Origin of the sequence: Streptomyces manipurensis (genome assembly GCF_049570255.1) — a bacterium.
In the GTDB taxonomy this organism is placed as follows: Bacteria; Actinomycetota; Actinomycetes; order Streptomycetales; family Streptomycetaceae; genus Streptomyces; species Streptomyces manipurensis.
Map to the genome: position 1 here is coordinate 1,560,670 of NZ_CP186950.1, position 25,793 is coordinate 1,586,462.

At 73.1% G+C, this 25,793-nt stretch carries 24 protein-coding genes; 11 read left to right on the plus strand and 13 right to left on the minus strand.

What is annotated here, in order from left to right; genetic code table 11:
* Window positions 1–50: 50 nt before the first annotated feature.
* Window positions 51–1,253 carry an amino acid deaminase/aldolase gene (locus ACPU2J_RS07200; protein WP_365083692.1) on the plus strand — a complete coding sequence of 401 codons (1,203 nt, stop codon included), beginning with the start codon at window positions 51–53 and terminating at the stop codon, window positions 1,251–1,253.
* Between the two features lie 28 nt (window positions 1,254–1,281).
* On the opposite strand, the gene ACPU2J_RS07205 is transcribed toward ACPU2J_RS07200, so the two are convergent.
* The 4 genes from ACPU2J_RS07205 to ACPU2J_RS07220 form a co-directional block, all read right to left on the minus strand.
* Window positions 1,282–2,577 (minus strand): haloacid dehalogenase-like hydrolase, encoded by a 1,296-nt coding sequence (locus tag ACPU2J_RS07205; RefSeq protein WP_423832967.1) that lies wholly within the window; start codon window positions 2,575–2,577, stop codon window positions 1,282–1,284.
* Between the two features lie 106 nt (window positions 2,578–2,683).
* Complete coding sequence (locus ACPU2J_RS07210) at window positions 2,684–3,475, minus strand: 3-oxoacyl-ACP reductase (protein WP_420081316.1); 792 nt, start codon at window positions 3,473–3,475, stop codon at window positions 2,684–2,686.
* 6 nt (window positions 3,476–3,481) lie between these two features.
* A complete protein-coding gene (locus ACPU2J_RS07215; protein ID WP_420081315.1) occupies window positions 3,482–4,861 on the minus strand; it encodes an aldehyde dehydrogenase family protein in 1,380 nt (459 codons plus the stop codon).
* Between the two features lie 37 nt (window positions 4,862–4,898).
* On the minus strand, window positions 4,899–6,269 hold the full coding sequence (locus ACPU2J_RS07220; RefSeq protein WP_420081314.1) for a glutamine synthetase family protein: 1,371 nt from the start codon (window positions 6,267–6,269) through the stop codon (window positions 4,899–4,901).
* Window positions 6,270–6,346: 77 nt separating this feature from the next.
* Here ACPU2J_RS07220 and ACPU2J_RS07225 point away from each other — a divergent pair, with 77 nt between their 5' ends.
* The 5 genes from ACPU2J_RS07225 to ACPU2J_RS07245 all read left to right on the plus strand — a co-directional run bounded on the left by ACPU2J_RS07225 (window position 6,347) and on the right by ACPU2J_RS07245 (window position 11,312).
* A complete protein-coding gene (locus ACPU2J_RS07225; protein WP_361607655.1) occupies window positions 6,347–7,093 on the plus strand; it encodes a FadR/GntR family transcriptional regulator in 747 nt (248 codons plus the stop codon).
* 136 nt (window positions 7,094–7,229) lie between these two features.
* Complete coding sequence (eat, locus tag ACPU2J_RS07230) at window positions 7,230–8,708, plus strand: ethanolamine permease (protein ID WP_361607652.1); 1,479 nt, start codon at window positions 7,230–7,232, stop codon at window positions 8,706–8,708.
* Between the two features lie 44 nt (window positions 8,709–8,752).
* Entirely contained in the window at window positions 8,753–9,460 is a 708-nt protein-coding gene (locus tag ACPU2J_RS07235; RefSeq protein ID WP_420081313.1) for a gamma-glutamyl-gamma-aminobutyrate hydrolase family protein, read from the plus strand.
* Window positions 9,461–9,573: 113 nt separating this feature from the next.
* The gene (locus ACPU2J_RS07240) at window positions 9,574–10,386 is read left to right on the plus strand and encodes a hypothetical protein (protein WP_423832968.1); all 813 of its coding nucleotides are present in this window, start codon (window positions 9,574–9,576) and stop codon (window positions 10,384–10,386) included.
* A gap of 122 nt (window positions 10,387–10,508) precedes the next feature.
* The gene (locus ACPU2J_RS07245; protein WP_423832969.1) at window positions 10,509–11,312 is read left to right on the plus strand and encodes a thioesterase family protein; all 804 of its coding nucleotides are present in this window, start codon (window positions 10,509–10,511) and stop codon (window positions 11,310–11,312) included.
* Window positions 11,313–11,326: 14 nt separating this feature from the next.
* Here ACPU2J_RS07245 and ACPU2J_RS07250 read toward each other — a convergent pair whose 3' ends face one another.
* A complete protein-coding gene (locus tag ACPU2J_RS07250) occupies window positions 11,327–12,250 on the minus strand; it encodes a LysR family transcriptional regulator (protein WP_361607640.1) in 924 nt (307 codons plus the stop codon).
* Window positions 12,251–12,320: 70 nt separating this feature from the next.
* Between ACPU2J_RS07250 and ACPU2J_RS07255 the strand changes: the two genes are divergently transcribed.
* Window positions 12,321–13,418, plus strand: coding sequence for a TDT family transporter (locus tag ACPU2J_RS07255; RefSeq protein ID WP_423832970.1), 1,098 nt, complete (start codon window positions 12,321–12,323; stop codon window positions 13,416–13,418).
* Between the two features lie 518 nt (window positions 13,419–13,936).
* On the opposite strand, the gene ACPU2J_RS07260 is transcribed toward ACPU2J_RS07255, so the two are convergent.
* The gene (locus tag ACPU2J_RS07260) at window positions 13,937–14,653 is read right to left on the minus strand and encodes a helical backbone metal receptor (protein ID WP_423832972.1); all 717 of its coding nucleotides are present in this window, start codon (window positions 14,651–14,653) and stop codon (window positions 13,937–13,939) included.
* A 5-nt stretch (window positions 14,654–14,658) separates the two neighbouring features.
* Entirely contained in the window at window positions 14,659–15,261 is a 603-nt protein-coding gene (locus ACPU2J_RS07265; RefSeq protein ID WP_420082485.1) for a helix-turn-helix domain-containing protein, read from the minus strand.
* A 248-nt stretch (window positions 15,262–15,509) separates the two neighbouring features.
* On the opposite strand from ACPU2J_RS07265, the gene ACPU2J_RS07270 reads away from it, so the two are divergent.
* The 4 genes from ACPU2J_RS07270 (at window position 15,510) to ACPU2J_RS07285 (ending at window position 19,949) form a co-directional block, all read left to right on the plus strand.
* Window positions 15,510–16,415, plus strand: a complete 906-nt coding sequence (locus ACPU2J_RS07270) for a 5'-3' exonuclease (RefSeq protein ID WP_420082484.1) — start codon at window positions 15,510–15,512, stop codon at window positions 16,413–16,415.
* A 50-nt stretch (window positions 16,416–16,465) separates the two neighbouring features.
* Entirely contained in the window at window positions 16,466–17,305 is an 840-nt protein-coding gene (locus ACPU2J_RS07275) for a siderophore-interacting protein (RefSeq protein WP_420081308.1), read from the plus strand.
* Between the two features lie 121 nt (window positions 17,306–17,426).
* Window positions 17,427–18,974: a serine hydrolase gene (locus ACPU2J_RS07280; RefSeq protein ID WP_420081307.1), complete on the plus strand. Its 1,548-nt coding sequence runs from the start codon at window positions 17,427–17,429 to the stop codon at window positions 18,972–18,974.
* 18 nt (window positions 18,975–18,992) lie between these two features.
* The gene (locus ACPU2J_RS07285; RefSeq protein WP_420081306.1) at window positions 18,993–19,949 is read left to right on the plus strand and encodes an RluA family pseudouridine synthase; all 957 of its coding nucleotides are present in this window, start codon (window positions 18,993–18,995) and stop codon (window positions 19,947–19,949) included.
* A 109-nt stretch (window positions 19,950–20,058) separates the two neighbouring features.
* Here ACPU2J_RS07285 and ACPU2J_RS07290 read toward each other — a convergent pair whose 3' ends face one another.
* The 6 genes from ACPU2J_RS07290 to ACPU2J_RS07315 form a co-directional block, all read right to left on the minus strand.
* Entirely contained in the window at window positions 20,059–22,899 is a 2,841-nt protein-coding gene (locus tag ACPU2J_RS07290; protein ID WP_423832973.1) for a DEAD/DEAH box helicase, read from the minus strand.
* 46 nt (window positions 22,900–22,945) lie between these two features.
* Window positions 22,946–23,833 (minus strand): diacylglycerol kinase, encoded by an 888-nt coding sequence (locus ACPU2J_RS07295; protein ID WP_423832974.1) that lies wholly within the window; start codon window positions 23,831–23,833, stop codon window positions 22,946–22,948.
* A gap of 17 nt (window positions 23,834–23,850) precedes the next feature.
* Complete coding sequence (gene tatC, locus ACPU2J_RS07300; protein ID WP_361601341.1) at window positions 23,851–24,816, minus strand: twin-arginine translocase subunit TatC; 966 nt, start codon at window positions 24,814–24,816, stop codon at window positions 23,851–23,853.
* A 47-nt stretch (window positions 24,817–24,863) separates the two neighbouring features.
* Entirely contained in the window at window positions 24,864–25,157 is a 294-nt protein-coding gene (gene tatA, locus ACPU2J_RS07305; protein ID WP_365083240.1) for a Sec-independent protein translocase subunit TatA, read from the minus strand.
* Between the two features lie 167 nt (window positions 25,158–25,324).
* Window positions 25,325–25,525: a hypothetical protein gene (locus ACPU2J_RS07310; RefSeq protein ID WP_361601335.1), complete on the minus strand. Its 201-nt coding sequence runs from the start codon at window positions 25,523–25,525 to the stop codon at window positions 25,325–25,327.
* Between the two features lie 26 nt (window positions 25,526–25,551).
* Window positions 25,552–25,779, minus strand: a complete 228-nt coding sequence (locus ACPU2J_RS07315) for a hypothetical protein (RefSeq protein ID WP_420081305.1) — start codon at window positions 25,777–25,779, stop codon at window positions 25,552–25,554.
* Window positions 25,780–25,793 lie beyond the last annotated feature (14 nt).

The following is a 25,793-nucleotide window of genomic DNA, read 5'->3' on the forward strand; positions in this document are numbered from 1 at the left end:
GGACCGTGCACCCCTACCCACCGGTACGGACCTCTGGCAAGCTGCCGCCCATGAACTCCCCCGCCGCCGACCGCGCCCGGTACGACCGGGCGACCGCGCACCTGGACGCACCGTTGGCCGTCGTGGACCTCGACGCCTTCGACGCCAATGCCGACGACCTCGTGCGCCGGGCCGGCGGGAAGCCGGTCCGGGTCGCCAGCAAGTCGGTGCGGTGCCGCGCCCTGCTCGAACGGGTGCTGGCGCGGCCCGGGTTCGCCGGGATCATGTCGTACACGCTGGCCGAGTCGCTGTGGCTGGCGCGGTCCGGTTTCGAGGACGTGCTCCTCGCCTATCCCTCCGCCGACCGGGCCGGGTTCGGCGAGCTGGCGAACGACGCGAAGCTGGCCGCCGCGGTCACCGTGATGGTGGACGACCCGGCGCAGCTGGAGCTGATCGACGCGGCCCGCGACGGCGGCTCCGAGGAGGTCCGGGTCTGCCTGGAACTGGACACCGCCCTGCACCTGTTGGGCGGCCGGGTGCGGGTGGGGGCACGGCGGTCCCCGCTGCGCGAGCCGGCGCAGCTGGCGGCACTGGCCCGCACGGTCGCGGCCCGGCCCGGGTTCCGGGTGGTGGGGCTGATGGCGTACGAGGGGCATGTCGCGGGGGTCGGGGACGCGCTGGCCGGGCGGCCGCTGCGGTCGCGGGCGATCCGGCTGATGCAGGGCGCGGCCCGCAGGGAGCTCGCGGCGCGGCGGGCCGCGGTGGTGCGGGCGGTGCGGGAGGTCGTACCGGACCTGGAGTTCGTCAACGGCGGTGGCACGGGCAGCGTGCAGCAGACGGCGGCCGAGGACGCGGTGACGGAGATCGCCGCGGGGTCGGGTCTGTACGTGCCGCGGCTCTTCGACAACTACACGTCGTTCAGCGGGCGTCCGGCGGCCCTGTTCGCGCAGCCGGTGGTGCGCCGGCCCGGTGTGGGGGTGGTGACGGTGCTCGGCGGCGGCTACCCGGCGTCCGGTGCGGCCGGCCCGGACCGGCTGCCGGTCCCGTACCTGCCGCAGGGGCTGCGCTACGACCCCCAGGAGGGCGCGGGCGAGGTGCAGACGCCGCTGCTGGGGAGCGCGGCCGACGACCTGCTGATCGGGGACCGGGTGTGGTTCCGCCACGCCAAGGCGGGCGAGCTGTGCGAGCGGTTCGACGTGCTGCACCTGATCGAGGGCGACCGGGTGACGGCCACCGCCCCGACCTACCGGGGCGAGGGCCGCACCTTCCTGTGACGGCCTGGAGCACGGTCCGGAGCACGGCCTAGAACACGGTGTCCGCCTGGTCCGGGACGACGCTGGTGTCCGCGCGGCGGACCGGGCCGGGCGTGCCGTCGTGGTCGACGTAGCCCGTGGTGGAGCAGGGGTAGGGGCTGGTCCGCTGCTTCTTGGGCTCGATGAACATCGGGTTCACGATCCACTTGCCGTCGCTGTTGTCGTAGGCGCGGCACATCAGTTCGTTCTTGTTCCGGTTCACGACGAGCCGCAGGGCGGTGGCGTCCCGCAGGAACGAGATGTCGGTGTCGGAGTCCCCGGCCGCGAAGACCGGCCGGCGGGAGGCGGGCTGGACGTGCTCGGCGGCCGCGCCGCGCACTCCGTAGACCTCCTGGTTGATCCAGCAGCGCTTGCCGTCGATGTACGTGATCATCGTGTCGGCGCCGTCCCGGACGGATCCGCAGCCCTGGAGGCGGGTGGTGTAGGCCCCGCCGCGGGTCGTGGTGTTGCGGATGCCGATGACGCGGTCCGCGCCGATGCCGACGCCCTCGGCCCAGACCTCGACGACCGGTTGCGGGGAGGCCGAGCTGATCCAGACGTCGAAGCCGGCTTTCCGGAGGCTCTTGACCAGGTCCTTCTGCTGGTCGTAGTAGCGCACCCAGCCGGTGGCCCGGCCGGTGCCGACCTGCTGGGTGGCGCCGACGGGCGCGGCGAGGTTCTCGGCGCGGGCGGCGGCGGCGAAGCCGCGGATCTCGCGGGCGGTCCAGCCCTGCATCAGCTGGGGCAGCCAGGCGTAGGCCGGTTCCATGGTGCGGCGGTCCCAGCCGGCGAAGGCGGCGGCTCCGGTGCGGGTCGAGGCGGTGCCGTAGACCGCGTTGACCTCGTCCGCGCAGCCGGCTCCGGCGGGGGTCCCGGTGGGCAGCGGGGTGCCGGGGCGGGCCAGGGCGCCGCAGGCGTCGGCGAGGGCGCGGGCCGCCTCGGGGGTCAGGAAGCGGCTGGTGGTGCTCCAGTCGCCGTGGGCGGGCTGGCGGATCCTGGAGTTGCGGAGCAGCCAGAACATGGTGGCGTCGCCGACGTCGTTCTTGACGACGGTGTTGTCCCAGTCGAAGACGGCGACGGGGCGGGCGCGGCCGGGCCGGTGGGGGTCGCAGCGGCCGTGGCGGTCGACGAGCTCCTGCAGCCGGGCCCGGTTGGACCCGTACCAGCCGGGACCCACCTGTACGGCGCTACAGCCGGCGGTGGGGCGGGCGGCCTCGGCGTCGGGGGCGACGGCGACGAGGGCGGCCACGGTGAGCGCGGCGGCGGCGAGTGCCTGGAGGCGCCGGGTGGCGGTGCGTGGGGACATGGGTGAACGCTCCTTGGCGGTGAGGGAGGTCACGGGCGGTGGAGCACGACAGCCGGGCGTCGTGCGACGCCCGGCTGTGCGGTGGGGGGCTGGGTGGGGGTGGCGGCTACAGGGGGGTGACGTAGGCGCCGGAGATGCCGCCGTCGACGAGGAAGTCGGTGGCGTTGATGAAGGAGGAGTCGTCGCTGGCCAGGAAGGCGACGGCGGCGGCGATCTCGGTGGGCTCGGCGAACCGGCCGAGCGGGATGTGCACCAGCCGGCGGGCGGCGCGCTCGGGGTCCTTGGCGAACAGCTCCTGGAGGAGCGGGGTGTTGACGGGGCCCGGGCACAGGGCGTTGACGCGGATGCCCTCGCGGGCGAACTGCACGCCGAGTTCGCGGGACATGGCGAGGACTCCGCCCTTGGAGGCGGTGTAGGAGATCTGGGAGGTGGCCGCTCCCATGATCGCCACGAAGGAGGCGGTGTTGATGATGGAGCCGCGGCCCTGGCGCTGCATGTAGGGCAGTGCGGCCTTGCAGCAGAGGTAGACGGAGGTGAGGTTGACGTCCTGGACCCGCTTCCAGGCCTCCAGGCCGGTGGTGAGGATGGAGTCGTCGTCCGGGGGCGAGATGCCGGCGTTGTTGAAGGCGATGTCGACGGAGCCGTAGATGTCGAAGGCGGTCTTGAAGAGGGCCTCGACGTCCTCGGGGCTGGTGACGTCGACCTTGACGAAGGTGCCGCCCACTTCCTCGGCGGCGGCCTTGCCGGCGGTCTCGTCGATGTCGCCGCAGACGACGTTGGCGCCCTCGGAGGCGAGGCGGCGTGCGGTGGCGAGGCCGATGCCGCTGCCGGCTCCGGTGATGACGGCGGTGCGGCCGACGAGGCGGCGGCAGATGATCTCTTCGGTGCGGTCGGTCATGTCGGTTCAGGCCTCCGTGCTGATGAAGACGTTCTTGGTCTCGGTGAAAGCGGTGAGGGCGTCGGGGCCGAGCTCGCGCCCGAGGCCGGACTGCTTGTAGCCGCCGAAGGGGGTCCAGTAGCGGACGCTGCTGTGGGAGTTGACGGACAGGTTGCCGGCGGCGACGGCGCGCGAGACGCGCAGCGCGCGGCCGATGTCGCGGGTCCAGAGGGAGCCGGAGAGGCCGTACTCGGTCGCGTTGGCCAGCCGTACGGCCTCCTCCTCGTCCTCGAAGGGCAGGACGACGGCGACCGGGCCGAAGACCTCCTCGCGGGCGACGGGGTCGGTGGGGGCGGCGCCGGTGACGAGGGTCGGCGGGTACCAGAAGCCGGGGCCCTCGGGGCAGCTGCCGCGGACGGCGGTGAGGTCGTCGGTGACGAAGGAGCGGACGCGGTCGAGCTGGACCCGGGAGATCAGCGGGCCCATCTGCGTCTTGTCGTCGAGCGGGTCGCCCACGGCCACGGCCTGCACGGCGGGGGCGACGAGCTCCAGGAAGCGGTCGTAGGCGGAGCGCTGGACGAGGATGCGGGTGCGGGCGCAGCAGTCCTGGCCGCTGTTGTCGAGGAAGGACATGGGGGCGGCGGCCGCGGCGGCCTCCAGGTCGGCGTCGGCGAAGACGATGTTCGGGCTCTTGCCGCCGAGTTCGAGGGTGACCCGCTTCACCCGGTCCGCGCACTTGGCCATGATCTGCTTGCCGACGCGGGTGGATCCGGTGAAGACGATCTTCGCGACGCCGGGGTGTTCGACGAGGGCGTCGCCCGCGGTGTCGCCGTGGCCGGGCAGCACCTGGAAGAGGTGCTCGGGGATCCCGGCCTCGAGGGCGAGCTCGGCGAGGCGCAGCGCGGTCAGCGGGGTGGTCTCGGCGGGCTTGAGGATCACGGCGTTGCCGGCGGCGAGGGCCGGGGCGAGGCCCCAGGCGGCGATCGGCATGGGGAAGTTCCAGGGGGCGATCACGCCGATGACGCCGAGGGGTTCGAGGAAGGTGACGTCGATGCCGCCGGCGACGGGGATCTGCCGGCCGGAGAGCCGTTCCACTCCCCCGGCGGCGAATTCGAGCAGGTCGCGGACGTTGCCCGCTTCCCAGCGGGCGTTGCCGATGGTGTGGCCGGCCTCGCTGACCTCCAGCAGGGCCAGCTCCTCGACGTGCCCGTCGACGACGGCGGCGAAGCGGCGCAGCAGCCGGGCCCGGTCGGCGGGGGCGGCCGCCGCCCAGGCGCGCTGGGCGGCGGCGGCCCGGGCTACGGCGGCGTCGACGTCGTCCCGTGTGGCGGCCGGGACGACGGCGACGAGTTCCTCGGTGGCCGGATTCAGCACTCTCAGGTGGGAAGGGGCCAGCGCATCGGACACGTGGTGCCTCACAGTTTCGGTTCGGTGGCGTGGATGACTACAGGCGTTCGAAGGAGCGGCGCAGCTCCCAGTCGGTCACCGCGGAGTCGTAGGCGTCGAGTTCCACGCGGGCCATGTTGCGGTAGTGGGCGACGACCTCGGGGCCGAAGGCCGCCTTGGCGATCTCGCTGTTCTCCCAGAGCTCGGCGGCCTCCCGCAGGGTGGCCGGGACGTGCGCGTAGTCGCCGGTGTAGGCGTTCCCGGCGCAGACGGGCGGGAGCTCCAGCCGGTTCTCGATGCCGTAGAGACCGGCCGCGACCAGGCCGGCGACGGCGAGGTAGGGGTTGACGTCGCCGCCGGGGAGGCGGTTCTCGAAGCGCATGGAGCGGCCGTGTCCGACGACGCGGAGGGCGCAGGTGCGGTTGTCCACGCCCCAGGCGACGGCGGTCGGGGCGAAGGATCCCGGCCGGAAACGCTTGTACGAATTGATGTTGGGGGCGTAGAGAAGGGAGAAGTCGCGCAGCGCGGCGAGCTGGCCGGCCAGGAAATGGCGCATCACCGGTGACATGCCGTCCTGGTCGTCCCCGTCGCCGGCCATCGCGTTGCGTCCGTCGGCGTCGGTGAGCGAGAGGTGGATGTGACAGGAGTTGCCCTCGCGCTCGTCGTACTTGGCCATGAAGGTGAGCGAGACACCTTCCTGGGAGGCGATCTCCTTCGCGCCGGTCTTGTAGACCGCGTGCTGGTCGCAGGTGGTCAGCGCCTCGTCGTAGCGGAAGGCGATCTCGTGCTGCCCGAGGTTGCACTCGCCCTTGGCCGACTCGACGGTGAGGCCCGCGGCCTGCATCTCGTTGCGGATCCGGCGCAGCAGCGGCTCGATGCGGCCGGTGCCGAGGACGGAGTAGTCGATGTTGTACTGGTTGGCGGGGGTCAGGCCCTTGTAGTGGGCGTTCCAGGCCTGCTCGTAGGTGTCCTGGAAGACCATGAACTCCAGCTCGGTGCCGACCATGGCGGTGTAGCCGTGCTCGGCGAGGCGCTCCAGCTGGCGGCGCAGGATCTGCCGGGGGGCGGCCACGACGGGCGTGCCGTCGTTCCAGGCCAGGTCGGCCAGGAGGAAGGCGCTGCCGGGGTTCCAGGGGATGCGGCGCAGGGTGGCCGGGTCGGGGTGCATGGCGAAGTCGCCGTAGCCCCGCTCCCACGAGGACATCTCGTAGCCGTCGACGGTGTTCATGTCGGTGTCGACGGCGAGCAGGTAGTTGCAGCCCTCGGTGCCGTGCGTGAGGACCTCGTCCAGGAAGAACTGTGCGGCGAACCGCTTGCCCTGGAGCCGCCCCTGCATGTCGGGGAAGGCCAGGACCACTGTGTCGATCTCACCGCTGGCGACGAGGGCGCGGAGCTCCTCGGTCGCGAGCGGCGGCTTGCGGTCTACCACGGGATTCTCTCCTTCGGTGAGCCGAGGAGGCCTAAGGTATTGAACAGAACCATTGCTTGGGAAGGGGAGGAGCCGAGATGACCGATACGGCGAGCGAAGGTGACTCCGCGCGACGGCTGGATCCGGTACTGCGCCAGGTGCGGGCGGGCAACGGGTTCGAGGAGGCGCTGGAGCAGATCCTGCAAGTGGTCCGGCTGGGCCTGGTGCCCGGCGGGGAACGGTTGCCACCCGAGCGGGAGTTGGCCGAGCGGATGGGAATCAGCCGGGTCACGCTGCGCGAGGTGCTGAAGGTGCTCCAGGACCAGGGTTTGGTGGAGGCCCGGCGCGGGCGGTACGGCGGGACCTTCGTACGCCCCCGCCCCGACACCCCGGCCGGCGGCGTCGAGGAGGAACTGCGCCGGCGCGTCGCGGGCGTGGACATCGAGGACGTCCTGCGCTTCCGCGAGGTCCTGGAGGCGGGCGCGGCCGGGCTGTGCGCCTCCCAGGGGCTGACGCAGGAGGGCGCCCGGCGGCTGCGCGCCGCGCTGGCGGCCACCCACGACGCCCCGCTCGCCGACTACCGCCGCCAGGACACCCTCTTCCACCTCACCCTGTGCGAACTGGCCGGATCTGCCACCCTGACGGCCCAGTACGCGGCGGTCCGGGCCACCGTCAACGACCTCCTCGACTGCATCCCGCTGCTCGTGCGCAACCTGGAGCACTCGCAGCAGCAGCACAGCACGCTGGTCGAGGCGGTACTGGAGGGGGACGCCGACCGGGCCCGCGCGACCATGCGCGAGCACTGCTGCGGCACGGCGGCGCTGCTGCGGGGCTTCCTGGCCTGAGCGGCGCGGCGGGACGGATCCGGAGGGGGCCCGAGAGGTTTTCGTAACCTCTGTTTTACGCAGGGGTCTTGCGCGCTCCGCTTCACCAGTACAAAGGTACGCCCCACAACCATTGCCCTGAGGCAGGAGCGCACCGATGGCCGACGACATCGAAGCACGGCTGACCGCCGTGCCCGCACCCCCCACGTCCCCCGACGGCGGTGACGGCCGCGACGAGTACCTGGCCCGCCGCACCCTGCGCCGCGGCAGCGCCGGCTGGCTGCTCCTCACCGGCCTCGGCGTCGCCTACGTCGTCTCCGGTGACTTCTCCGGCTGGAACGTCGGCCTCGACAAGGGCGGGTTCGGCGGCCTCGCGATCGCCACCGTCCTCATGGGCGCGATGTACGCCTGCCTGGTCTTCTCCCTCGCCGAGCTGTCCACCATCCTGCCCACCGCGGGCGGCGGCTACGGCTTCGCCCGCCGGGCCCTCGGCCCCTGGGGCGGCTTCTGCACCGGCACGGCCATCCTGATCGAGTACATCCTGGCCCCGGCCGCGATCGTGATCTTCATCGGCGACTACGTCGAATCGCTCGGCCTCTTCGGCCTCACCTCCAGCTGGCCGGTCTACCTCGGCTGTTTCGTGATCTTCATCGGCGTCCACCTCTGGGGCGTCGGCGAGGCGCTCCGCTTCAGCCTCGTCGTGACCGCCGTGGCCGTCGCCGCGCTGCTGATCTTCGCCGTGGGGGCCTTCACCGAGTTCGACGCCTCCGGCCTCAACGACATCCCGGTCGACGCCGACGCCCTCGGCTCGAACTCCTGGCTGCCGATGGGCCTGCTGGGCATCTGGGCCGCGTTCCCCTTCGGCATGTGGTTCTTCCTCGGCGTGGAAGGCGTACCGCTGGCGGCCGAGGAGGCCAAGGACCCGGTCCGCTCCATGCCGAAGGCCCTGGCCATCTCGATGGGCGTCCTCGCCCTGCTCGCGCTCATCACCTTCTTCGCCGCCACCGGCGCGCAGGGCGCCGACGCCGTCAAGTCCGCCGGCAACCCCCTGGTCGTGGCCCTGGAGGGCGACGGCGGCCCCACCGCCCTCAGCCGCTTCGTGAACTACGCCGGCCTGGCCGGACTCGTCGCCTCCTTCTTCTCGCTCATCTACGCGGGCTCGCGCCAGCTCTTCGCCCTCTCCCGCGCCGGCTACCTCCCCCGCTTCCTGTCCCTCACCTCGAAGCGCAAGGCCCCCTATCTCGGCCTCGTCATCCCCGGCGCGATCGGCTTCGCCCTCGCCGCGGCCACCGGCAACGGCGCCCGCATGCTCAACATCGCCGTCTTCGGCGCCACCATCTCCTACGCGCTGATGGCCCTCTCGCACATCGTGCTGCGCCGCCGGGAACCCCACCTGGAACGCCCCTACCGCACCCCGGGCGGCATCCTGACCTCGTCGGTCGCCTTCGCGCTCGCCCTGTCGGCCCTGGTCGCCACCTTCCTGGTGGACAAGGACGCGGCATTCATCGCACTGGCCGTGTACGCCGTCGCCCTCGCCTACTTCGCGTTCTACAGTCGGCACCACCTCGTGGCCTCGGCGCCCGAGGAGGAGTTCGCGGCCCTCGCGGAAGCCGAGGCGGAGCTGTCCCGCGACTGAAACCCTGTCACCGTCCGCCCCCGCCCCCGCTGGAGGTAACGAACGTGCCCAGGCCGCTCATCGGCATCACCACCTACGTCGAGGAGTCCACCCGCTACGGGGTGTGGGACCTGCCGACGTCCCTCGTACCGTCCGGGTACCACCACCTCGTCCAGGCGGCGGGCGGCGCGGCCGTGCTGCTGCCCCCGGACGACCCCGGATCGGCCGCGGAGGTGCTGAGCCGGGTGGACGGCCTGGTCGTCGCGGGCGGCCCGGACGTGGACCCCGTCCACTACGGCGCCGCGCGCGACCCCCGTACGGGCGCCCCCGCGACGGTCCGCGACCACTGGGAGCTGGCCCTGATCGCGGCGGCACTCGACGCGGAACTGCCCCTGCTCGGCATCTGCCGGGGCATGCAGGCCCTCAACGTCGTCCTCGGCGGCACCCTGGTCCAGCACATCGACGGCCACGTGGACACCCCCGGCACCATGTCCTGGCACCCGGTCCGCCCGGTCCCCGGCACCCGGTACGCCGCGCTCGTCCCGGAGGAGGCGCAGGTTCCGACCTACCACCACCAGGCCGTCGAACGGCTCGGCAGCGGCCTGGTCGTCTCCGCCCACGCCACCGACGGGACCGTCGAGGCGATCGAGCTCCCGGACCCGGCGCGCTGGGTCCTCGGCGTCCAGTGGCACCCCGAGCGCGACACCGACACCCGGGTGATGTCCTCCCTGATCGAGGCCGCCTCCGTGCGCAGCGCGGTACCGGTGGCCTGACCGGCCGCCGGCCGCGGGGCACTGGCGCCTTCCCCAGCGCCGGTCCCCGCGGCCGGCCCTCCCCGCGCCCCGTACGAATGGCCCGACGGCCGACGGGCGGGCAGGCTGGAAGGGTGACGACCGAGGCGCACGGCACCGCCACCGGCCCCGTCTCCGGGTTCCTGGACAACCCGGTCGTGGGCATGGCGCCGTGGATCGTCTTCTCGTTGCTGGTGGGACCCGGGCGGTTCGAGCTCGCGGTCGGACTGGCCCTGGCCGCGGCCGTCGCCCTGGTCGCGCTGACCCACCTCGTGAACCGGGGCAGCTCCTGGAAGCTGCTGGAACTGGCCGACGTGGTCTTCTTCGCCGCGATGGCCGTCATCGGAGCACTCGCGAGCGCGGGCACGCTGCGCTGGCTGGAGACGTACGCGGGCGAGGTCGCCAACATCGCCCTCGCGGTGATCGCCTTCGGCTCCATGGCCGTGCGGATGCCCTTCACCCTGCAGTACGCCCGCGAGAAGGTCGATCCGGCGCTCTGGCACACCCGCGGCTTCCTGCGCACCAACTACATGATCACCGGGGCCTGGGGCATCGCCTTCCTCGTGGCGGCGCTCGCGGGAGCCTTCGGGGACCTCGTCCTGCACAACCCCAACAACATCTGGACCGGCTGGATCGTCCAGGTCCTGGCGATCGTCGCGGCCGTGAAGTTCACCGTCTGGTACCCGGACGTGGCCCGCGCCCGAGCGGTCCGCGAGGCCTCCGGACAGCCGCCCGGCCCGACCCCGTGGGCGGGCTTCCTCGTACCCCTGGCCGGTCTGCTCGTCCCCATCGGCATCGCGGTGCTGATCTTCGACAACATGTGGTGGCTGGGCGTCGCCCTGATCGTCGCGGGCTCCCTGCTGACCAAGAACCTCCGGGCGCGCAGCGGCGAGGAGGCCAACGCCTGAGCGGCGCGGTACGGGCGCGGGTGTCCGCCAGATCACAGTGACGCAAGGGGCGCCGGCTCCTACGATGCGTGATCAGTACACCCAATCCGGGCAGCCCTGCCCCGTCCGTGGAGGCCGAACCCGTGAGCACCGGCGCCGTCACACGCGAGAGCTACTACCAGCGGACCGGCGAACGGCGCTACAAGCCCACGGCGCACGCGGGCGGTGCCTGGAGCACCGACGACCAGCACTTCAGCCCCCTCGCCGGGCTCGTCGTCCACGCCCTCGACCGGCACCTCGGCGAGCGGGCCGACGGACTCGCCCTCTCCCGGATCAGCTACGACATCCTCGGCCGCATCGCCCTCGACGAGTGCGAGATCACCGTCGAGACGCTCCGCCCGGGCCGGACCATCGAGCTCCTGGAGGCGACCGTGGCCATCGGCGGCCGCCCCGTGGTCCGCGCCCGCGCCTGGCTGCTCGCCTCGCCCGACACCGCGGCCGTCGCCGACAGCCCCCATGAGCCCCTGCCCCGCCCCGAGGAGCTCGCCGTCTGGTCCATGGACCAGGAGTGGGCCGGCGGCTACGTGTCCTCCATCGAGGTCCGGCGCACTCCCCTCGTCCGCAGGGGCCGCTCCCGGGCCTGGGTGTCCTCCCCGCTGGACCTCGTCGCGGGCGAACCGAGCAGCGCCCTCGCCGCGTACGTCGGCCTCGTGGACACCGCGAACGGCATCGCCGTGCAGCAGGACCCGCGCAGCTGGATGTTCCCCAACCTCGACCTCACCGTCCACCTGCACCGCCCGCCGCGCGGCCCGTGGACCGGCCTGGACACCACCGTCTCCTTCGGCCCGTCCGGCCAGGGCCTGACCAGCAGCGTCCTGCACGACCTCGAGGGCCCCGTCGGCCACGCCACGCAGATCCTCACCGTCCGCCCGCTCCCCGCGGGCTGACCGCCGGCCCGCGGTCAGGGCCGGTGGTGGGTCAGGGAGAGCAGATCACGGGCCGGGCCCGCGGGACGGGAACCCGTGGGCCACACCGCCCGCAGCGCCCGGCCGAGCTCGGCCCCCGGCACCGGGACCTCCACCAGGCGGCGCGCCGCCAGCTCGTCCACCACCGCCAGCTCCGACAGCACGCACGGCCCCGCCCCGCTCAGCGCCGCCGCCTTCACCGCGGTGGTCGAGGCCAGCTCCAGCAGCGGCGCAGCCAGCCCGCCGCTCCCGGCCAGCGCCGCGTCCAGCACCTGCCGGGTCCCCGACCCCCGCTCCCGCAGGATCAGCGGGGTCGACGCGAGCTCCGCCGCCTCCACACCCCGCGTACGGCGCGCCCACGGATGGCCCGGCGCCACCGCCACCACCAGCCGGTCCTGGGCGATCACCGCCGAGTCCAGCCCGTCCGGCACCGTCAGCCCCTCCACGAACCCCAGGTCCGCCTCGTGCGCGAGGACCCGGCGGGCGACCACCGCCGAGTTCCCGGCGTGCAACGAGACCGCCGTGTCCGGCCGCTGCCCGCGCAGCGCGATCAGCCAGCCCGGCAGCAGGTACTCGGCGATGGTCATGCTCGCGGCCACCCGCAGCCGCGAATCCCGCTGCCCGCGCAATGCCTGCGCCCCCGCGTCGAAGGCCTCCGCCGCCTCCACCACCCGCCGCGCCCAGTCCGTGACCAGCGCACCCTCGGCCGTCAGCGTCGACCCCCGCGGCGAACGGTCCACGAGCGCCACCCCCAGCCGCGCCTCCATCGCCCGGATCCGGCTGCTCGCCGCAGGCTGGGTGATCCCCAGCCTGCGGGCCGCACCGCTCAGGCTCCCCACCCGGGCGACCGCCAGCAGCAGCTCCAGCGCACCGAGGTCCGGAACGCGGTACGCCAGCGGAACCCACTTCTCCTCACCCATAACATCAGTTTATGGCCTTATAGACAGATCACCTCTGCCGGACGGCCCGCCCCGACGGGACGCTGGACCCATGGCCACCACCCTCGTGCGACCCGTCACCGAACCCGCCCCCATCGCCCACAAGGCACCGGCGCTGCGGCACTTCGGCCCCAACTGGTACGCCCCCGTCATGGGCACCGCGATCATCGCCAACGCCGGCGCCACCCTCCCGTACCAGCTCCCCGGCCAGCGGGTGGCCTGCCAGCTCGTCTGGGCCCTGTCCGCCCTCGCCCTCGCCGCCGTGCTCACCGCCCGCACCGGGCACTGGATCCACCACCGCGACCAGGCCCGCGCCCACCTCCTCGACCCCGCCGTCGCCCCCTTCTACGGCTGCCTCGCCATGGCGCTCCTGGCCGTCGGCGGCGGCACCCTCATCGTCGGCAAGGACCTCATCGGGACGGACGCCGCCGTCGCCGTGGACGCCGTCCTCTACACCGCCGGCACCGCCATCGGCCTCACCGCCGCCGTGGCCGTCCCCTACCTCATGGTGGTCCGCCACAGGATCGAGCCCCGCCAGGCCACCCCCGTCTGGCTGCTCCCCCTGGTCGCCCCGATGGTCTCCGCCGCGCTCGGCCCGCTGCTGATACCCCACCTGCCCCCCGGCCAGCCCCGCGAGGCCCTGCTGCTCGCCTGCTACGCGATGTTCGGCATCAGCCTCCTGGCCACCCTGCTGATGCTCCCCCTGATCTTCGGCCGGCTCATCCTCGGCGGCCCCCTCCCCCTCGCCCTCACCCCGACCCTCTTCCTGGTCCTCGGCCCCCTGGGACAGTCCACCACCGCCGTGAACCAGCTGGCCGACGCCGCCCCCCAGGCCATCGGCGCCCCCTACGCCGACGCGCTCGGCGCCTTCGCGGTCGTCTACGGGGTCCCCGTGATGGGCTTCGCCCTCCTCTGGCTGGCCCTCGCCGGAGCCCTGCTGGTCCGGGCGGCCCGGGACGGCATGGGCTTCGCGATGACCTGGTGGGCCCTGACGTTCCCCGTCGGCACCTGCGTCACCGGCGCCGCCGGCCTCGCCCGCCACACCGGCCTCACCGCCCTCTCCTGGCTGGCGGCCGCCCTCTTCCTCGCCCTCCTCACCGCCTGGCTCCTGACCGCCACCCACACGGCCCGCTCCCTCCGGCGGGGCTAGCGGCTCCGCTCCCGCGGGGGGTCGCAGATCCGGGCCGGCCCACGGGGTCGGGATCGGCCTGTTCGAGGCGATGCGGATGCGGCCTGGTCGTGCGGATCCGGATCCAGAGGGTGCCGGGGTCGATACGTCGGTGTGCGGGTGGGGTGCGGGGCCGGGGAGGGGTGTCTCCTCGGCTCGCGCGTGCGGCGGGGTTCGTCCCGTACGAGGCGGTTGCACGCTCGTCCTGCGGGGACACCCCTCCCCGTCCCCGCACCGACAGCACAACCGGACGTCGTACCGGGAGTGGGTCGGCCCGGGGTGTCGAAGCACGGGCCGTGGGGTGGGGACACGGTGGAGTGTCCCCGCAGGACGAGCGCGCGACCCAGGCCGTCTCAGACCGCCCCACCCGCACGCGCCGAGCCGAGGAGACACTCCACCGGGGCCCCACCCCACACCACAGGCCGGCCGCACCGAAACCCGGCCCCACCGGCAGAACACCGACCCGGCGAAGCCAAAGCCACCCCGCCCCCGACACACCGTCAGCGCGAGCGCAACCGCTCCGCCAGGATCCGCGGCGCCCGCGCCAGCGACGGCCCGTACCACGTGAGGTGCCGCCCGCTGACGAGCGCCGCCCGGATGCCGGGAAAGGCCTCCGGGCCGTCCTCCGCCGTGAAGCGGTACGGCTCGTCCGGCAGCACCACCAGGTCGCAGCCGGACCCGGCCAGCTCCTCCAGCGGTATCCGCGGATACCGCTCCGCGTGCCCGGCGTAGAGGTTGCGCACCCCGAGCCGCGCCAGCAGGTCACCCGCGAAGGTGTCCCGCCCCAGCACCATCCACGGCTTCCGCCAGACCGGCACGAACGCGGTGAGCTCCCCCACCGGCTCCACGCGCGCCCACGCCACCTCCGCGTCCACCAGCCACCCCGGCCTCGCCAGCCCCAGCACCCCCACCAGCAGCAGGTCCAGTTCCCGCAGCGCCTGGGGGAGGTCCCGGACCTCCGTGACGAGCACCTCCAGCCCCGCGGCGCGCAGCGCCACCAGGTCCGGGGCCCGGTTCTCCTCCTCGTTGGCGATCACCAGGTCAGGGCGGAGTTCCACGATCGCCCGCACGTCGGGGTTCTTCGTCCCGCCGATGCGCACCGCACCGCCGAGGTCCTCGGGGTGCGTGCACCAGTCCGTGACCCCGACCAGCAGCCCCGGTGCGCTCACGGCGACCGCCTCGGTCAGGGACGGCACCAGCGACACGACCCTCCGCATACCGCTCAGCGTCCCGGCGCGGGGGGCTCGGACGTGGCATGGATGTGCTCGCCGACGGCGACGACCAGGATCCGGGTGTCCCCGGTGACGGCCCGCCAGCGGTGCCGCACGCCCCCGGACAGGAAGAGCGCGTCCCCGCTCTCCAGCCGGTAGGCGCGGCCCTCGGCCTCCACCTGGCAGGCGCCCTCGACCACGTACATCAGCTCGTCGTTGCGGTGCTGGTACTCCCGGCCCGCGTCCTGGTCCCCGGTGAACTCCAGTGCGTGCAGCTGGTGGTGGCCGCGGACCAGGGGGCGGACGCCCGGCACGGGGTTGAGCGCCGAGCCGTCGCCTGCCCGTACGAGGTCCACCGTGCGGGCGGTGTCGGAGGCGGCGAGCAGTTCGACGGCGGTGGTCTCCAGGGCGTCGGCGACCCGTTCGAGGGACCGCATGCTGGGCCGGGCACGCTCGTTCTCTATCTGGCTCAGGAAGGGCACCGACAGGCCGCTGCGCGCCGACACGGCGGCGAGCGTGAGGGACAGCGCGCGGCGCCGCTTGCGCACGGCCACGCCGACTCTCAGCGGCTCCTTGCCGTCCTTGTCCTTGCCCTTGTCGTCCCTGTCGTCCATCGTGCCGCGCGTACCGTCCGTACCGTCCCTGCTGTTCATTTCGGGGCTGCCCTCCCCATGTCCGTCGCACATCGGTGTGCTGTAAGCACCTTACGCAGCAACCGCCTCCGGTTTCGCCCGCACGGCTCTTCCCGTACCCACTCGCTCACGGACCGTGGCGGTCCGCGGCGCCCCGGCGCGGGCCCGCCGGCCGGGCCGGGGGCGCGGGGCGTTGCGGCATCATCGACTCCGTGACGACACGACGCCTGATGCTCCTGGACACCGCTTCCCTCTACTACCGCGCCTACTTCGGCGTTCCGGATTCCGTGAAGGCTCCCGACGGGACCCCGGTCAACGCCGTGCGCGGGCTGCTCGACTTCATCGGCCGGCTCGTCCAGGACCACCGGCCGGACGACCTGGTGGCGTGCATGGACGCCGACTGGCGCCCGCACTGGCGGGTGGAGCTGATCCCGTCGTACAAGGCCCACCGGGTCGCCGTGGAGACGGAGTCCGGACCGGACGTGGAGGAGACCCCGGACACGCTGGCCCCGCAGGTGCCCATCATCGAGGCCGCGCTGGACGCCTTCGGCATCGCGCGGGTGGGGGTGGCGGGTTACGAGGCGGACGACGTGATCGGCACGCTCACGGCCCGGGCGACGGGGCCGGTGGACATCGTCACCGGGGACCGGGACCTCTACCAGCTGGTCGACGACGCCCGGCAGCGCCGGGTGCTGTACCCGCTCAAGGGTGTGGGCACCCTCCAGGTGACGGACGAGGCCTGGCTGCGGGAGAAGTACGGGGTGGACGGCACCGGTTACGCGGACCTGGCGCTGCTGCGCGGGGATCCGAGCGACGGCCTGCCGGGGGTGGCGGGCATCGGCGAGAAGACGGCGGCGAAGCTGCTCGACGCCTACGGCGACCTGGCGGGGATCCTGGCCGCGGTGGACGATCCGACCTCGAAGCTCACCCCGACGCAGCGCAGGCGGCTGGACGAGTCGAGGCCCTATCTGGCCGTGGCTCCGAAGGTGGTCCGGGTGGCCTCCGACGTGCCGTTGCCGCAGTTCAGCGCGGCTCTTCCGGCTGCTCCGGCGCAGCCCGAGATGGTCGATGCACTAGCCCATCGGTGGGGTTTGGGTGGAGCCGTGTCCCGTCTGAGCGGCGCCTTGCACTCCTGAGGTGCTAACTTAGGTAAGGCTAAGTTTCGCAGGAGTTCAGGGGAGACACCGTGGCAGAAGGACGCGCCCGCACCGTCGGCACCGCCGTCGTCGTACGCACCGAGCGGCTCTCGCCGCACATGGTGCGGCTCGTGCTGGGTGGTGAGGAACTGGCGGACTTCGGCGCGGGCGCGTACACCGACCATTACGTCAAGCTCCTGTTCGCTCCCGCGGGTGTGAACTACCCCGCTCCCTGGGACCTCGAACGCATCCGCGCCGATTTCCCGCGGGCCCAGTGGCCGCGCCAGCGCGCGTACACCGTCCGCCACTGGGACCCGGTCCGCCTGGAGCTGACCCTCGACTTCGTCGTCCACGGCGACGAGGGCCTGGCCGGCCCGTGGGCGGCCCGGGTCCAGCCCGGTGAGGAGGTACGTTTCCTCGGCCCCGGCGGCGCCTACGCACCGGACCCGACGGCCGACTGGCACCTGCTGGTGGGCGACGAGAGCGCGCTGCCCGCCATCGCCGCCGCCATGGAGCGGATGCCGGCGGGCGCGGAGGTCCACGCCTTCATCGAGATCGAAGGCCCGGCCGACGAGCTGAAGGTCGCCACCCCCGACGGGATCACCCCGGTCTGGCTCCACCGCGGCGACCGCCCGGTCGGCCGGATGCTGGTGGAGGCCGTACAGGCCCTGGAGTTCCCCTCCGGCGACGTCCACGCCTTCGTCCACGGCGAGGCCGGCTTCGTCAAGGACCTGCGCCGGCACCTGCGCCTGGAGCGCGGTGTGGCACGCGAACGCCTCTCGATCTCCGGCTACTGGCGCCTGGGCGAGACCGACGAGGGCTGGCGGGCCATCAAGCGCGACTGGAACGCGACGGTCGAGGCGGAGCAGGAACACCGCGCCGCCGCCTGACCCTCCGGCGAGACGCCGTCCGGAGAAGCCCCCGCCCTCACCGGCGGGGGCTTCTCCCGCTCCGGTGCCCGCCCCCCGCCCAGGACGCGCGGGCCGGGGCGCCCCGCGCGACAATGTCCCCATGCGTACGCTCCGCGCACTCGGGGCCGCAGGCGCAGCGGTCCTGCTGACCGCCGCCGCTGCCACGGCCCCCGCGGCCGCGGCACCCTCTCCGCCGCCCGCCCCGCAGCCGCAGATCGACGACGCCGCCGTGGAGCGGGCCGTCGACCGGCTGGACCGGACCGTCACGGACATGATGCGCCGCACCGGCGTGCCGGGCGTCTCGGTCGCCGTCGTCCACGACGACGAGGTCGTCCACCTCGAGGCCTTCGGGGTCCGCCGCGCCGGCGGGAGCGCCGCCGTCGACCCGGACACCGTCTTCCAGATCGCGTCCCTCTCGAAGCCCGTCTCCTCCACGGTCGTGGCCGCCACCCTCACCGACCCCGACCAGTGGGACCGCCGCACCGAGCTGCCGGGCTTCGCCGTGAAGGACCCCTGGGTCACCGGGCACGTCACCACCGCCGACCTGTTCTCGCACCGCAGCGGGCTGCCCGACCACGCCGGCGACCTCCTGGAAGACCTCGGCTACGACCGGTCGTACATCCTCGACCACCTCCGGCTCGAACCCCTCTCGCCGTTCCGGTCGAGCTACGCCTACACGAACTTCGGCCTCACCGCGGCCGCCGAGGCCGTCGCCCGTGCCGAGGGCACCAGCTGGCAGAAGCTCGCCGAGGACACTCTCTTCAAGCCCGCCGGGATGACCTCCACCAGCACGGAGTTCTCCGCGTTCGCCGAACGTCCCGACCGGGCCTTCACGCACGTCAGGAACCCGGACGGCACCTGGAGCGCGGCCCACGTCCGCGACCCCGACGCCCAGGCCCCCGCGGGCGGTGTCAGCTCCACCGCCCGGGACATGTCGCGCTGGCTGCGCCTGCAGCTCGCCGACGGCACCCTCGACGGCAAGCGCATCGTCCCCTCCGACACCCTCGCCCGCACGCACGTCCCGCACGTCGTGTCCCAGCCGCCCGCGACCCCGACCGCCCGGACCGGCTTCTACGGCCTCGGCTGGAACGTCTCCTACGACGACGCGGGCCGCCTGCGCCTGAGCCACTCCGGCGCCTTCGAGCTCGGCGCGAACACCAACGTCACCATGCTCCCCCTGGAGAAGCTCGGCATCGTCGTCCTCACCAACGGCGCCCCCGTCGGCCTCGCCGACGCCGTCGCCCTGGACTTCTTCGACTTCGCCGAACACGGCAAGGTCACCACGGACTGGCTGGGACTCGCCGGCTCCCTCTACGCGCAGATGGACGCTGCGGGCCGCTCCCCCACCGACTACTCCCGCCCGCCCGCCGGCGCGAAGCCCGCCCGGGACGGCGCGGCGTACACCGGCAGCTACGACAACCCCTTCTACGGCGCGGCCACCGTGACCGCCGACCGCGCCGGAGCGCTCACCCTCGCGCTCGGCCCGGAGCCGCAGCGCTACCCCCTGACCCACTACGACGGCGACACGTTCAGCTTCGTCACCGCCGGGGAGAACGCCGTCGGCCGCACCGGCGTCACCTTCGCCGACGGCACGCTCCGCGTCGAGTACCTCGACGCCGACGGCCTCGGCACGTTCACCCGCCGGTAGCCGCATAGCCTGTCCCCGATGAGACGCAGAACCCAGGCACCGCCCTCGCCCCTCCCCCAGCGCGCCGGCATCGACCCGGTCCGCCTGCGGCTGCCCCCCGACCCGGACGGCGCCTGGCCCGACCTCGGCAGCTACCTGACGGACCGCTACGCCGGCACCCGCGGCGCGGAGTCGATGGCACGCCTGCTGGCCGCCGGCCGGGTCCTGGGCCCGGGCGGACGGGTGCTGTGCGCCCGGGACCCGTACGAGGCCGGCGCCTACCTGTGGTTCCACCGGGACATGGAACCCGAGCCGCCGGTGCCCTTCGCGCTGCGCGTCGTCCACCGGGACGCCCACCTGCTGGTCGTGGACAAGCCGCACTTCCTGGCGACGACGCCGCGCGGCAGCCACATCACCGAGACCGCGCTCGCCCGGCTGCGGGAGGAGCTGGGGCTGCCCGCCCTCAGTCCCGCGCACCGGCTGGACCGGCTGACGGCGGGACTGGTCATGTTCAGCGTCCGGCCCGAGGACCGCGGCGCCTACCAGCAGCTCTTCGAACGGCGCGAGGTCCACAAGGAGTACGAGGCCCTGGCACCCGTCGCCCCGGACCTCTCCCTGCCGCGCACCGTCCGCAGCCGGATCGAGAAGGTCCGCGGGGTCATCGCGGCGGCCGAGGTCCCCGGCACCCCCAACGCCGAGACCCGCGTGGAGCTGCTCGCGGACCGGGGCGGCCTGGGCCGCTACCGGCTCACCCCGTACACCGGACGCACCCACCAGCTGAGGGTGCACATGAACGGCCTGGGCCTGCCGATCCTGGGCGACCCGGTCTACCCGCGGGTGACCGACCCGGCCCCGGACGACTACCGCAGGCCGCTGCAACTCCTGGCCCGCACGCTCGCGTTCACCGACCCGGTGACCGGCGCAGCCCACCGCTTCGAGAGCGCCCGGACGCTGCGGGCCTGGGACGACCGCCCCGGCTGGGAGAACGGCCCCTGAGCCCAGGCTCCGGCCCGTACGGTGCACGGTGGCGGTCACGGCCCACCGGGTCACGACGACCCGGTGCCGCCCGCCCCACGGGCGGACGGCACCGGCGGGCGAGCACGCCCTAGCCCAGGGAGCTGTAGGCCACCACGCCGCGCAGCAGGGCGTCCACGGCCTTGCGGGCGTTCTTCGCGACCGTGCTGCCGCTGTCGCCCGTGGCCGACGGGGCGGCCGCGGCGATCTGCCCGAGGACGTCGATGACCTGCTTGCACCAGCGCACGAAGTCACCGGCGGGCATCTCCGCCTCCCGCAGCACCTCGTCCAGGCTCTTGTCGGAGGCCCACTGGTACGCCGCCCACGCGAAGCCGAGGTCCGGCTCGCGCTGGCCCACGCCCTCCGCCTGGTTGATGCGGTGCTCCTCCTCCAGTGCGTCGAGCCGGCCCCAGATGCGGACCATCTCGCCCAGCGCCACCTTCGCGGCGCCGCCCGGCACCTTGGGTGCGACCGCGTCGTCGGACTGCCGCGCCTCGAAGACCAGCGCCGAGACGCAGGCGGCCAGTTCGGCCGGGGACAGCCCCTCCCAGATCCGGGCCCGCAGGCACTCGGAGGCCAGCAGGTCGAGCTCGCCGTAGAGCCGGGCGAGCCGCCTGCCGTGGACGGTGACCTCGTCCTCGCGCAGGTAGTCCAGCTCGGTGAGGAGGGCGTGGATCCGGTCGAAGGTGCGGGCGATGGTGTTCGTCCGGCCCTCGATCCGCCGCTCCAGCGCCTGCGTGTCCCGCTTGAGCCGGTGGTAGCGCTCCGCCCAGCGGGCGTGGTCCTCGCGCTCGTCGCAGCCGTGGCAGGGGTGGGCCCGCAGCGCGGCGCGCAGCCGTGCGATCTCGCGGTCGTCGGCGGCCGCGGCACGGCCGCGGGCGCGCCGCTCCGGGGCGATGTGACCGGCCTTGCTGCGCAGTTGCGAGGCGAGGTCCCGGCGGGACTGCGGCGAGCGCGGGTTGAAGCTCTTCGGGATGCGCATCCGGTCGATGGCCTCGACGGGCACCGGGAAGTCGATCGCGGCGAGCCGCTTGACCTGCCGCTCGGCGGTGAGCACCAGCGGGCGCGGGCCCTCGGCGTACTCGTGGCCGCGGTGGCCGTGGACCCGTCCGGCGGGGACGCCCGGGTCCAGGACCAGCGCCAGCCCGGCGAACTTGCCCGTGGGGACGTGGATGATGTCGCCCGGCTTGAGCTTCTCCAGCGATCCGGCCGCCTGCACCCGCCGCTGGGCCGCGCCCTGCTTGGCCAGGTCCGTCTCGCGGTCCTTGAGGTCGCGGCGCAGCTGCGCGTACTCCTCGAAGTCGCCCAGGTGGCAGGTCATGCCCTCCTGGTAGCCCTCCAGGCCCTCCTCGTTGCGCTGCACCTGCCGAGAGATCCCGACGACCGAGCGGTCGGCCTGGAACTGCGCGAAGGAGGTCTCCAGCAGTTCGCGCGAACGGTGCCGCCCGAACTGGCTGACGAGGTTGACGGCCATGTTGTACGAGGGCCTGAAGCTGGAGCGCAGCGGATACGTACGGGTGCCCGCGAGTCCGGCGAGCCCGGCCGGGTCCATGCCGCGCTGCCAGAGCACGACCGCGTGGCCCTCGACGTCGATGCCGCGCCGGCCGGCCCGGCCGGTCAGCTGCGTGTACTCGCCGGGGGTGATGTCGGCGTGCTGCTCGCCGTTCCACTTGACCAGCTTCTCCAGGATCACCGTGCGCGCGGGCATGTTGATGCCCAGCGCCAGGGTCTCCGTGGCGAAGACGGCCTTCACCAGGCCGCGGACGAACAGCTCCTCGACGACCTCCTTGAAGGTCGGGAGCATGCCGGCGTGGTGGGCGGCGATGCCGCGCTCCAGGCCTTCCAGCCACTCGTAGTAGCCGAGGACGTGGAGGTCCTCGGCCGGGATGGAGGCCGTCCGCGCCTCGACGATCTCGCGCACCCGGACGCGCGCGGCCTCGTCGTTGAGGCGCAGGCCGGCGAACAGGCACTGCTGGACGGCGGCCTCGCAGCCGGCCCGGCTGAAGATGAAGTTGATGGCGGGCAGCAGCCCGTCGTTGTCGAGGCGGGCGATGACCTCGGGGCGGGACGGGGTCCAGATCCGGCCGCGGGAGCGCCGCTCGCGCTCGCGGTCGGCCTCGCGGACCATCTTGCCGCGCCGCCGGTCCTTGGGACTGTAGGTGCGGCTGTTCTCCTCGCGCGCCATGCGCAGCAGGTCGGGGTTGACCTCGCGGCGCGCGGAGCCGCGGCCGCCGTGGTCGGACTCCTCCTCGAAGAGGTTGTAGATGCGGCGGCCGGCCATGACGTGCTGCCACAGCGGGACGGGCCGCTCCTCGGAGACGATCACCTCGGTGTCGCCGCGCACGGTGTCCAGCCAGTCGCCGAACTCCTCCGCGTTGGACACGGTCGCCGAGAGGCTGACCAGGGTCACCGACGCGGGGAGGTGGATGATCACTTCCTCCCAGACGGCTCCGCGGAACCGGTCGGAGAGGTAGTGGACCTCGTCCATCACGACGTGGCCGAGGCCGCGCAGCGACTGGGAGCCCGCGTAGAGCATGTTGCGGAGCACCTCGGTGGTCATCACGACCACCGGCGCCTCGGAGTTGACGCTGTTGTCGCCGGTGAGCAGGCCCACCTTGTCGGCGCCGTAGCGCTTGACGAGGTCGGCGTACTTCTGGTTCGACAGGGCCTTGATCGGCGTCGTGTAGAAGCACTTGCGGCCCTGCTGGAGGGCCAGGTGCACGGCGAACTCGCCGACGATGGTCTTGCCGGAGCCCGTCGGGGCGGCGACGAGGACGCCCTTGCCGGCCTCCAGCGCCTTGCAGGCGTCGTCCTGGTACGCGTCGAGGTCGAAATCGTACATCTCGCGGAAGGGGGCCAGGGCAGTGGCGTCTTCGGCGGCGCGGCGCCGGGCAGCGGCGTACCGCTCGGCGGGGGAGAGTTCTTCGGTCATCTTGTTCTCGAGCCTACCCGCCCCCTCCGACAACAGTCGCGATCATTTATACGAGGAGACGGACCGCCCCGGGGACGCACTCCGCGACGGCCGGCAGCGCCCCCAGCGGCTCGCCGTCCGCGTACGCGGTCAGACCGGGGGCCTCCAGGGCGACCTTGCGGGCCCGGTGCACCGTGACCTTCGGGTGGCCGACGTGCCCGCCCCGGTAGACCTGCGGGAACACCCTGAGCAGGGTGGCCCGGCTGCAGTCGCCGACGACCGTCACGTCGAAGAGTCCGTCGTCGGGCACGGCGTCCGGGCAGATCCGCATGCCGCCGCCGTAGGAGGAGCCGTTGCCGACGGCCACCAGCGTCGCCTCGGTCTCGATCACCGGGCCGTCGTCCAGGGTGATCCGGTACGGGAACGGCCGGAAGGCGGCCAGTTCCGCGATCATCGCCAGGTCGTACGTGAACCGGCCCGCCGGAAGCCGCATCCGGTTGCCCCGGTCGTTGACCCTGGAGTCGAAGCCGGAGCACAGCACCGTCCCGTACCAGGTGGAGCCCACCCGCCCCAGGTCGACGGCGCGGGTGCGGCCCTCCTTGAGGGCCTCGGCCGCCGCCCGGCCCGCCCGCGCGGGCTCCCGTACGGGCAGGCCCGTGGCCCGTGCGAAGTCGTTGCCGGTGCCCACCGCCACCACCCCGAGCGGCACGGAGGTGCCGGCGAGCGCCTGGAGCGCCAGCGACACCATCCCGTCGCCGCCCACGGCGACGACCGCGCCGGCGCCCTCGCCGACGGCGGTCCTCAGCCGGGCCAGCGCGTCGCGGGCGTCGGTGCCCACGACGGTGCGTACGGAGAAACCGGCGTCCCGGAGCGCGGAAGCGGCCGGCTGCGCGGCGTGCGCGCCCCGGCCGCGTCCCGCGGTGGGATTGACGAAGAGGGTGACCTCGTGGCTCACCCGCCGGAATCTACCGGTCAGGTGGCGTCGTCGTAACCGTTGATCCGCTGGCGTCCGCCGTCGGCCTGCCCGGGCAGTGCCGTGGGGGCGGGTACGGCCTCCAGCTCACCGACCGGCTCGGGGGTGAGGTCCAGCTGCGAGGCCTCGTCGTCGCTCAGGCCCGCGTCGGGATCCTTGCGGCGGCGCCGCCGGTCGTTCAGCAGGCACAGGCCGAGCGCGAGGAAGTAGAGCGCGACGATGGGGGCGGCCAGCGCCAGCATGGTCGGCGGGTCACCGGTGGGCGTCGCGAACGCCGCGAAGATCGTGATGCCGAGCACGAACCCGCGCCACCAGCCCGCGAGCCGCTTGCCGGTGAGCACACCGGTGAAGTTCAGCAGGACCAGCAGGAGCGGCAGCTCGAAGGCCAGACCGAAGACGATCACCATGCGGGTGACCAGGTCCAGGTAGTCGTCGACGGGCAGCAGGTTCCGCGCGTGGTCGGGCGTGAACTCGAGCATGATCGTCGCGGTCTGCGGGAGGATCTTGTACGCGAGGACCGCGCCGGCCAGGAACAGGGGGGCGCCGACCGCGACGAAGCTGCGCGCGTACTTCTTCTCGTGGCTGTGCAGCCCGGGCGCGGCGAAGGCCCACAGCTGGTAGAGCCACACCGGCGCGGACAGCACCACGCCGGCCATCAACGAGACCTTGAGGGCGATCGAGAACGCCGAGATGAGGCCGTTCACGGTCATGTCGGCGCAGGGACGGCCGTTGCGCTGGGTCACCACGCCGTTGGTGCAGCCGACGGAGTCGAGCATCGGCTTCAGCAGGAAGTTGATGATGTCGCGGTAGAAGAAGGCGGCGACGATGGTGATCACCAGGATCGCCAGGACCGACTTCAGCAGGCGGTTTCGCAGCTCACGCAGGTGCTCGACGAGAGGCATGCGCCCTTCGGCGTCCTTCGCCTGTCGTTCTGGCTTCCCTTGCTTGCGGGCAGACTTGAGCAACCCACGTCCCTTGTCTCGTTGCAGATGACTGGAGTGCCGGGCGGCTGTCAGCCCTGGGCGGTGCGGTTCGGCTCGCCGACCGGACGGGAGCTCGTGACGTCACCGGGCGCGGCCTGGATGGTGCGCGGGGCGGGCTGCTGCGGCGCGGTCTGGTCCGCGGCCGGGGCGGCGGCGGCGTCCTCGTTCTCGCCGTCCTTCTTCATGGCCTTGGCCTCGCTCTTGAGGATGCGCGCCGACTTGCCCAGGGAGCGGGCCATGTCGGGGAGCTTCTTGGCGCCGAACAGCAGGATGATGACTCCGAGAATGACGAAGATTTCCCAACCCCTGAGGTTGCCGAACATAGGTATCTTCCTTTTCTCCGAGGTTCACAGCACACCGGCACGGGCGCCTAGGACTGTCTCTATGAGGATCGTAACCCCAGGGGGTTAACGCCCGGCAATCCCCGGGCGTCCCCTGTCTTGCGTCCCTCAAGGTCGGCAACCCTCCCGTCACACGGCTGTCGCGTTTGCTACTGCCGCACGCCGTGACCGGCCCTGGCCAGCCCCGCCGCGGCCTGCTCCAGGTCCCCCGACGCCTCGGTGATCCGGCGGCTGGCCCGGGCGACCTCGGCGGACAGCCTGCGGACCTCCACGAAGACCCGCACCGCCGCCACGGCGAGCACGACGAGCCCGAGGAATCCCAGAGCGATTGCAAACATCGGCCACAGCATGGGCCGAGCCTAGGCCACCACGGCCCTCAGATGCTGCGCAGGGTGCTCACTCCGCCACCGGTCAACAGCTCCACAATCCGCTCACCTGCGGGTTTCCGGACGGACACGCCGCATTCGGGACACGTGAAGGAGTAGAAAGTGGCTCTCCGGCTGCCGCCGATGGCCAGTCGCAGGGCGCTCGCGTCGAGCTCGAAGCGGGCTCGACAGTCGGGACAGGACGCCTTGAAGGCGACGGGTCCGGACGTTCGCGACATGGACCGCGCTCCCC

Coding starts and splice junctions, on each gene's coding strand:
- ACPU2J_RS07200 (WP_365083692.1), top strand. CDS start 51: ATGAACTCCCCCGCCGCCGACCGCGCCCGGTACGACCGGGCGACCGCG.
- ACPU2J_RS07205 (WP_423832967.1), bottom strand. CDS start 2,577: ATGTCCCCACGCACCGCCACCCGGCGCCTCCAGGCACTCGCCGCCGCC.
- ACPU2J_RS07210 (WP_420081316.1), bottom strand. CDS start 3,475: ATGACCGACCGCACCGAAGAGATCATCTGCCGCCGCCTCGTCGGCCGC.
- ACPU2J_RS07225 (WP_361607655.1), top strand. CDS start 6,347: ATGACCGATACGGCGAGCGAAGGTGACTCCGCGCGACGGCTGGATCCG.
- eat (WP_361607652.1), top strand. CDS start 7,230: ATGGCCGACGACATCGAAGCACGGCTGACCGCCGTGCCCGCACCCCCC.
- ACPU2J_RS07250 (WP_361607640.1), bottom strand. CDS start 12,250: ATGGGTGAGGAGAAGTGGGTTCCGCTGGCGTACCGCGTTCCGGACCTC.
- ACPU2J_RS07255 (WP_423832970.1), top strand. CDS start 12,321: ATGGCCACCACCCTCGTGCGACCCGTCACCGAACCCGCCCCCATCGCC.
- ACPU2J_RS07260 (WP_423832972.1), bottom strand. CDS start 14,653: ATGCGGAGGGTCGTGTCGCTGGTGCCGTCCCTGACCGAGGCGGTCGCC.
- ACPU2J_RS07265 (WP_420082485.1), bottom strand. CDS start 15,261: ATGGACGACAGGGACGACAAGGGCAAGGACAAGGACGGCAAGGAGCCG.
- ACPU2J_RS07270 (WP_420082484.1), top strand. CDS start 15,510: ATGCTCCTGGACACCGCTTCCCTCTACTACCGCGCCTACTTCGGCGTT.
- ACPU2J_RS07280 (WP_420081307.1), top strand. CDS start 17,427: ATGCGTACGCTCCGCGCACTCGGGGCCGCAGGCGCAGCGGTCCTGCTG.
- ACPU2J_RS07285 (WP_420081306.1), top strand. CDS start 18,993: ATGAGACGCAGAACCCAGGCACCGCCCTCGCCCCTCCCCCAGCGCGCC.
- ACPU2J_RS07290 (WP_423832973.1), bottom strand. CDS start 22,899: ATGACCGAAGAACTCTCCCCCGCCGAGCGGTACGCCGCTGCCCGGCGC.
- tatA (WP_365083240.1), bottom strand. CDS start 25,157: ATGTTCGGCAACCTCAGGGGTTGGGAAATCTTCGTCATTCTCGGAGTC.
- ACPU2J_RS07310 (WP_361601335.1), bottom strand. CDS start 25,525: ATGCTGTGGCCGATGTTTGCAATCGCTCTGGGATTCCTCGGGCTCGTC.
- ACPU2J_RS07315 (WP_420081305.1), bottom strand. CDS start 25,779: ATGTCGCGAACGTCCGGACCCGTCGCCTTCAAGGCGTCCTGTCCCGAC.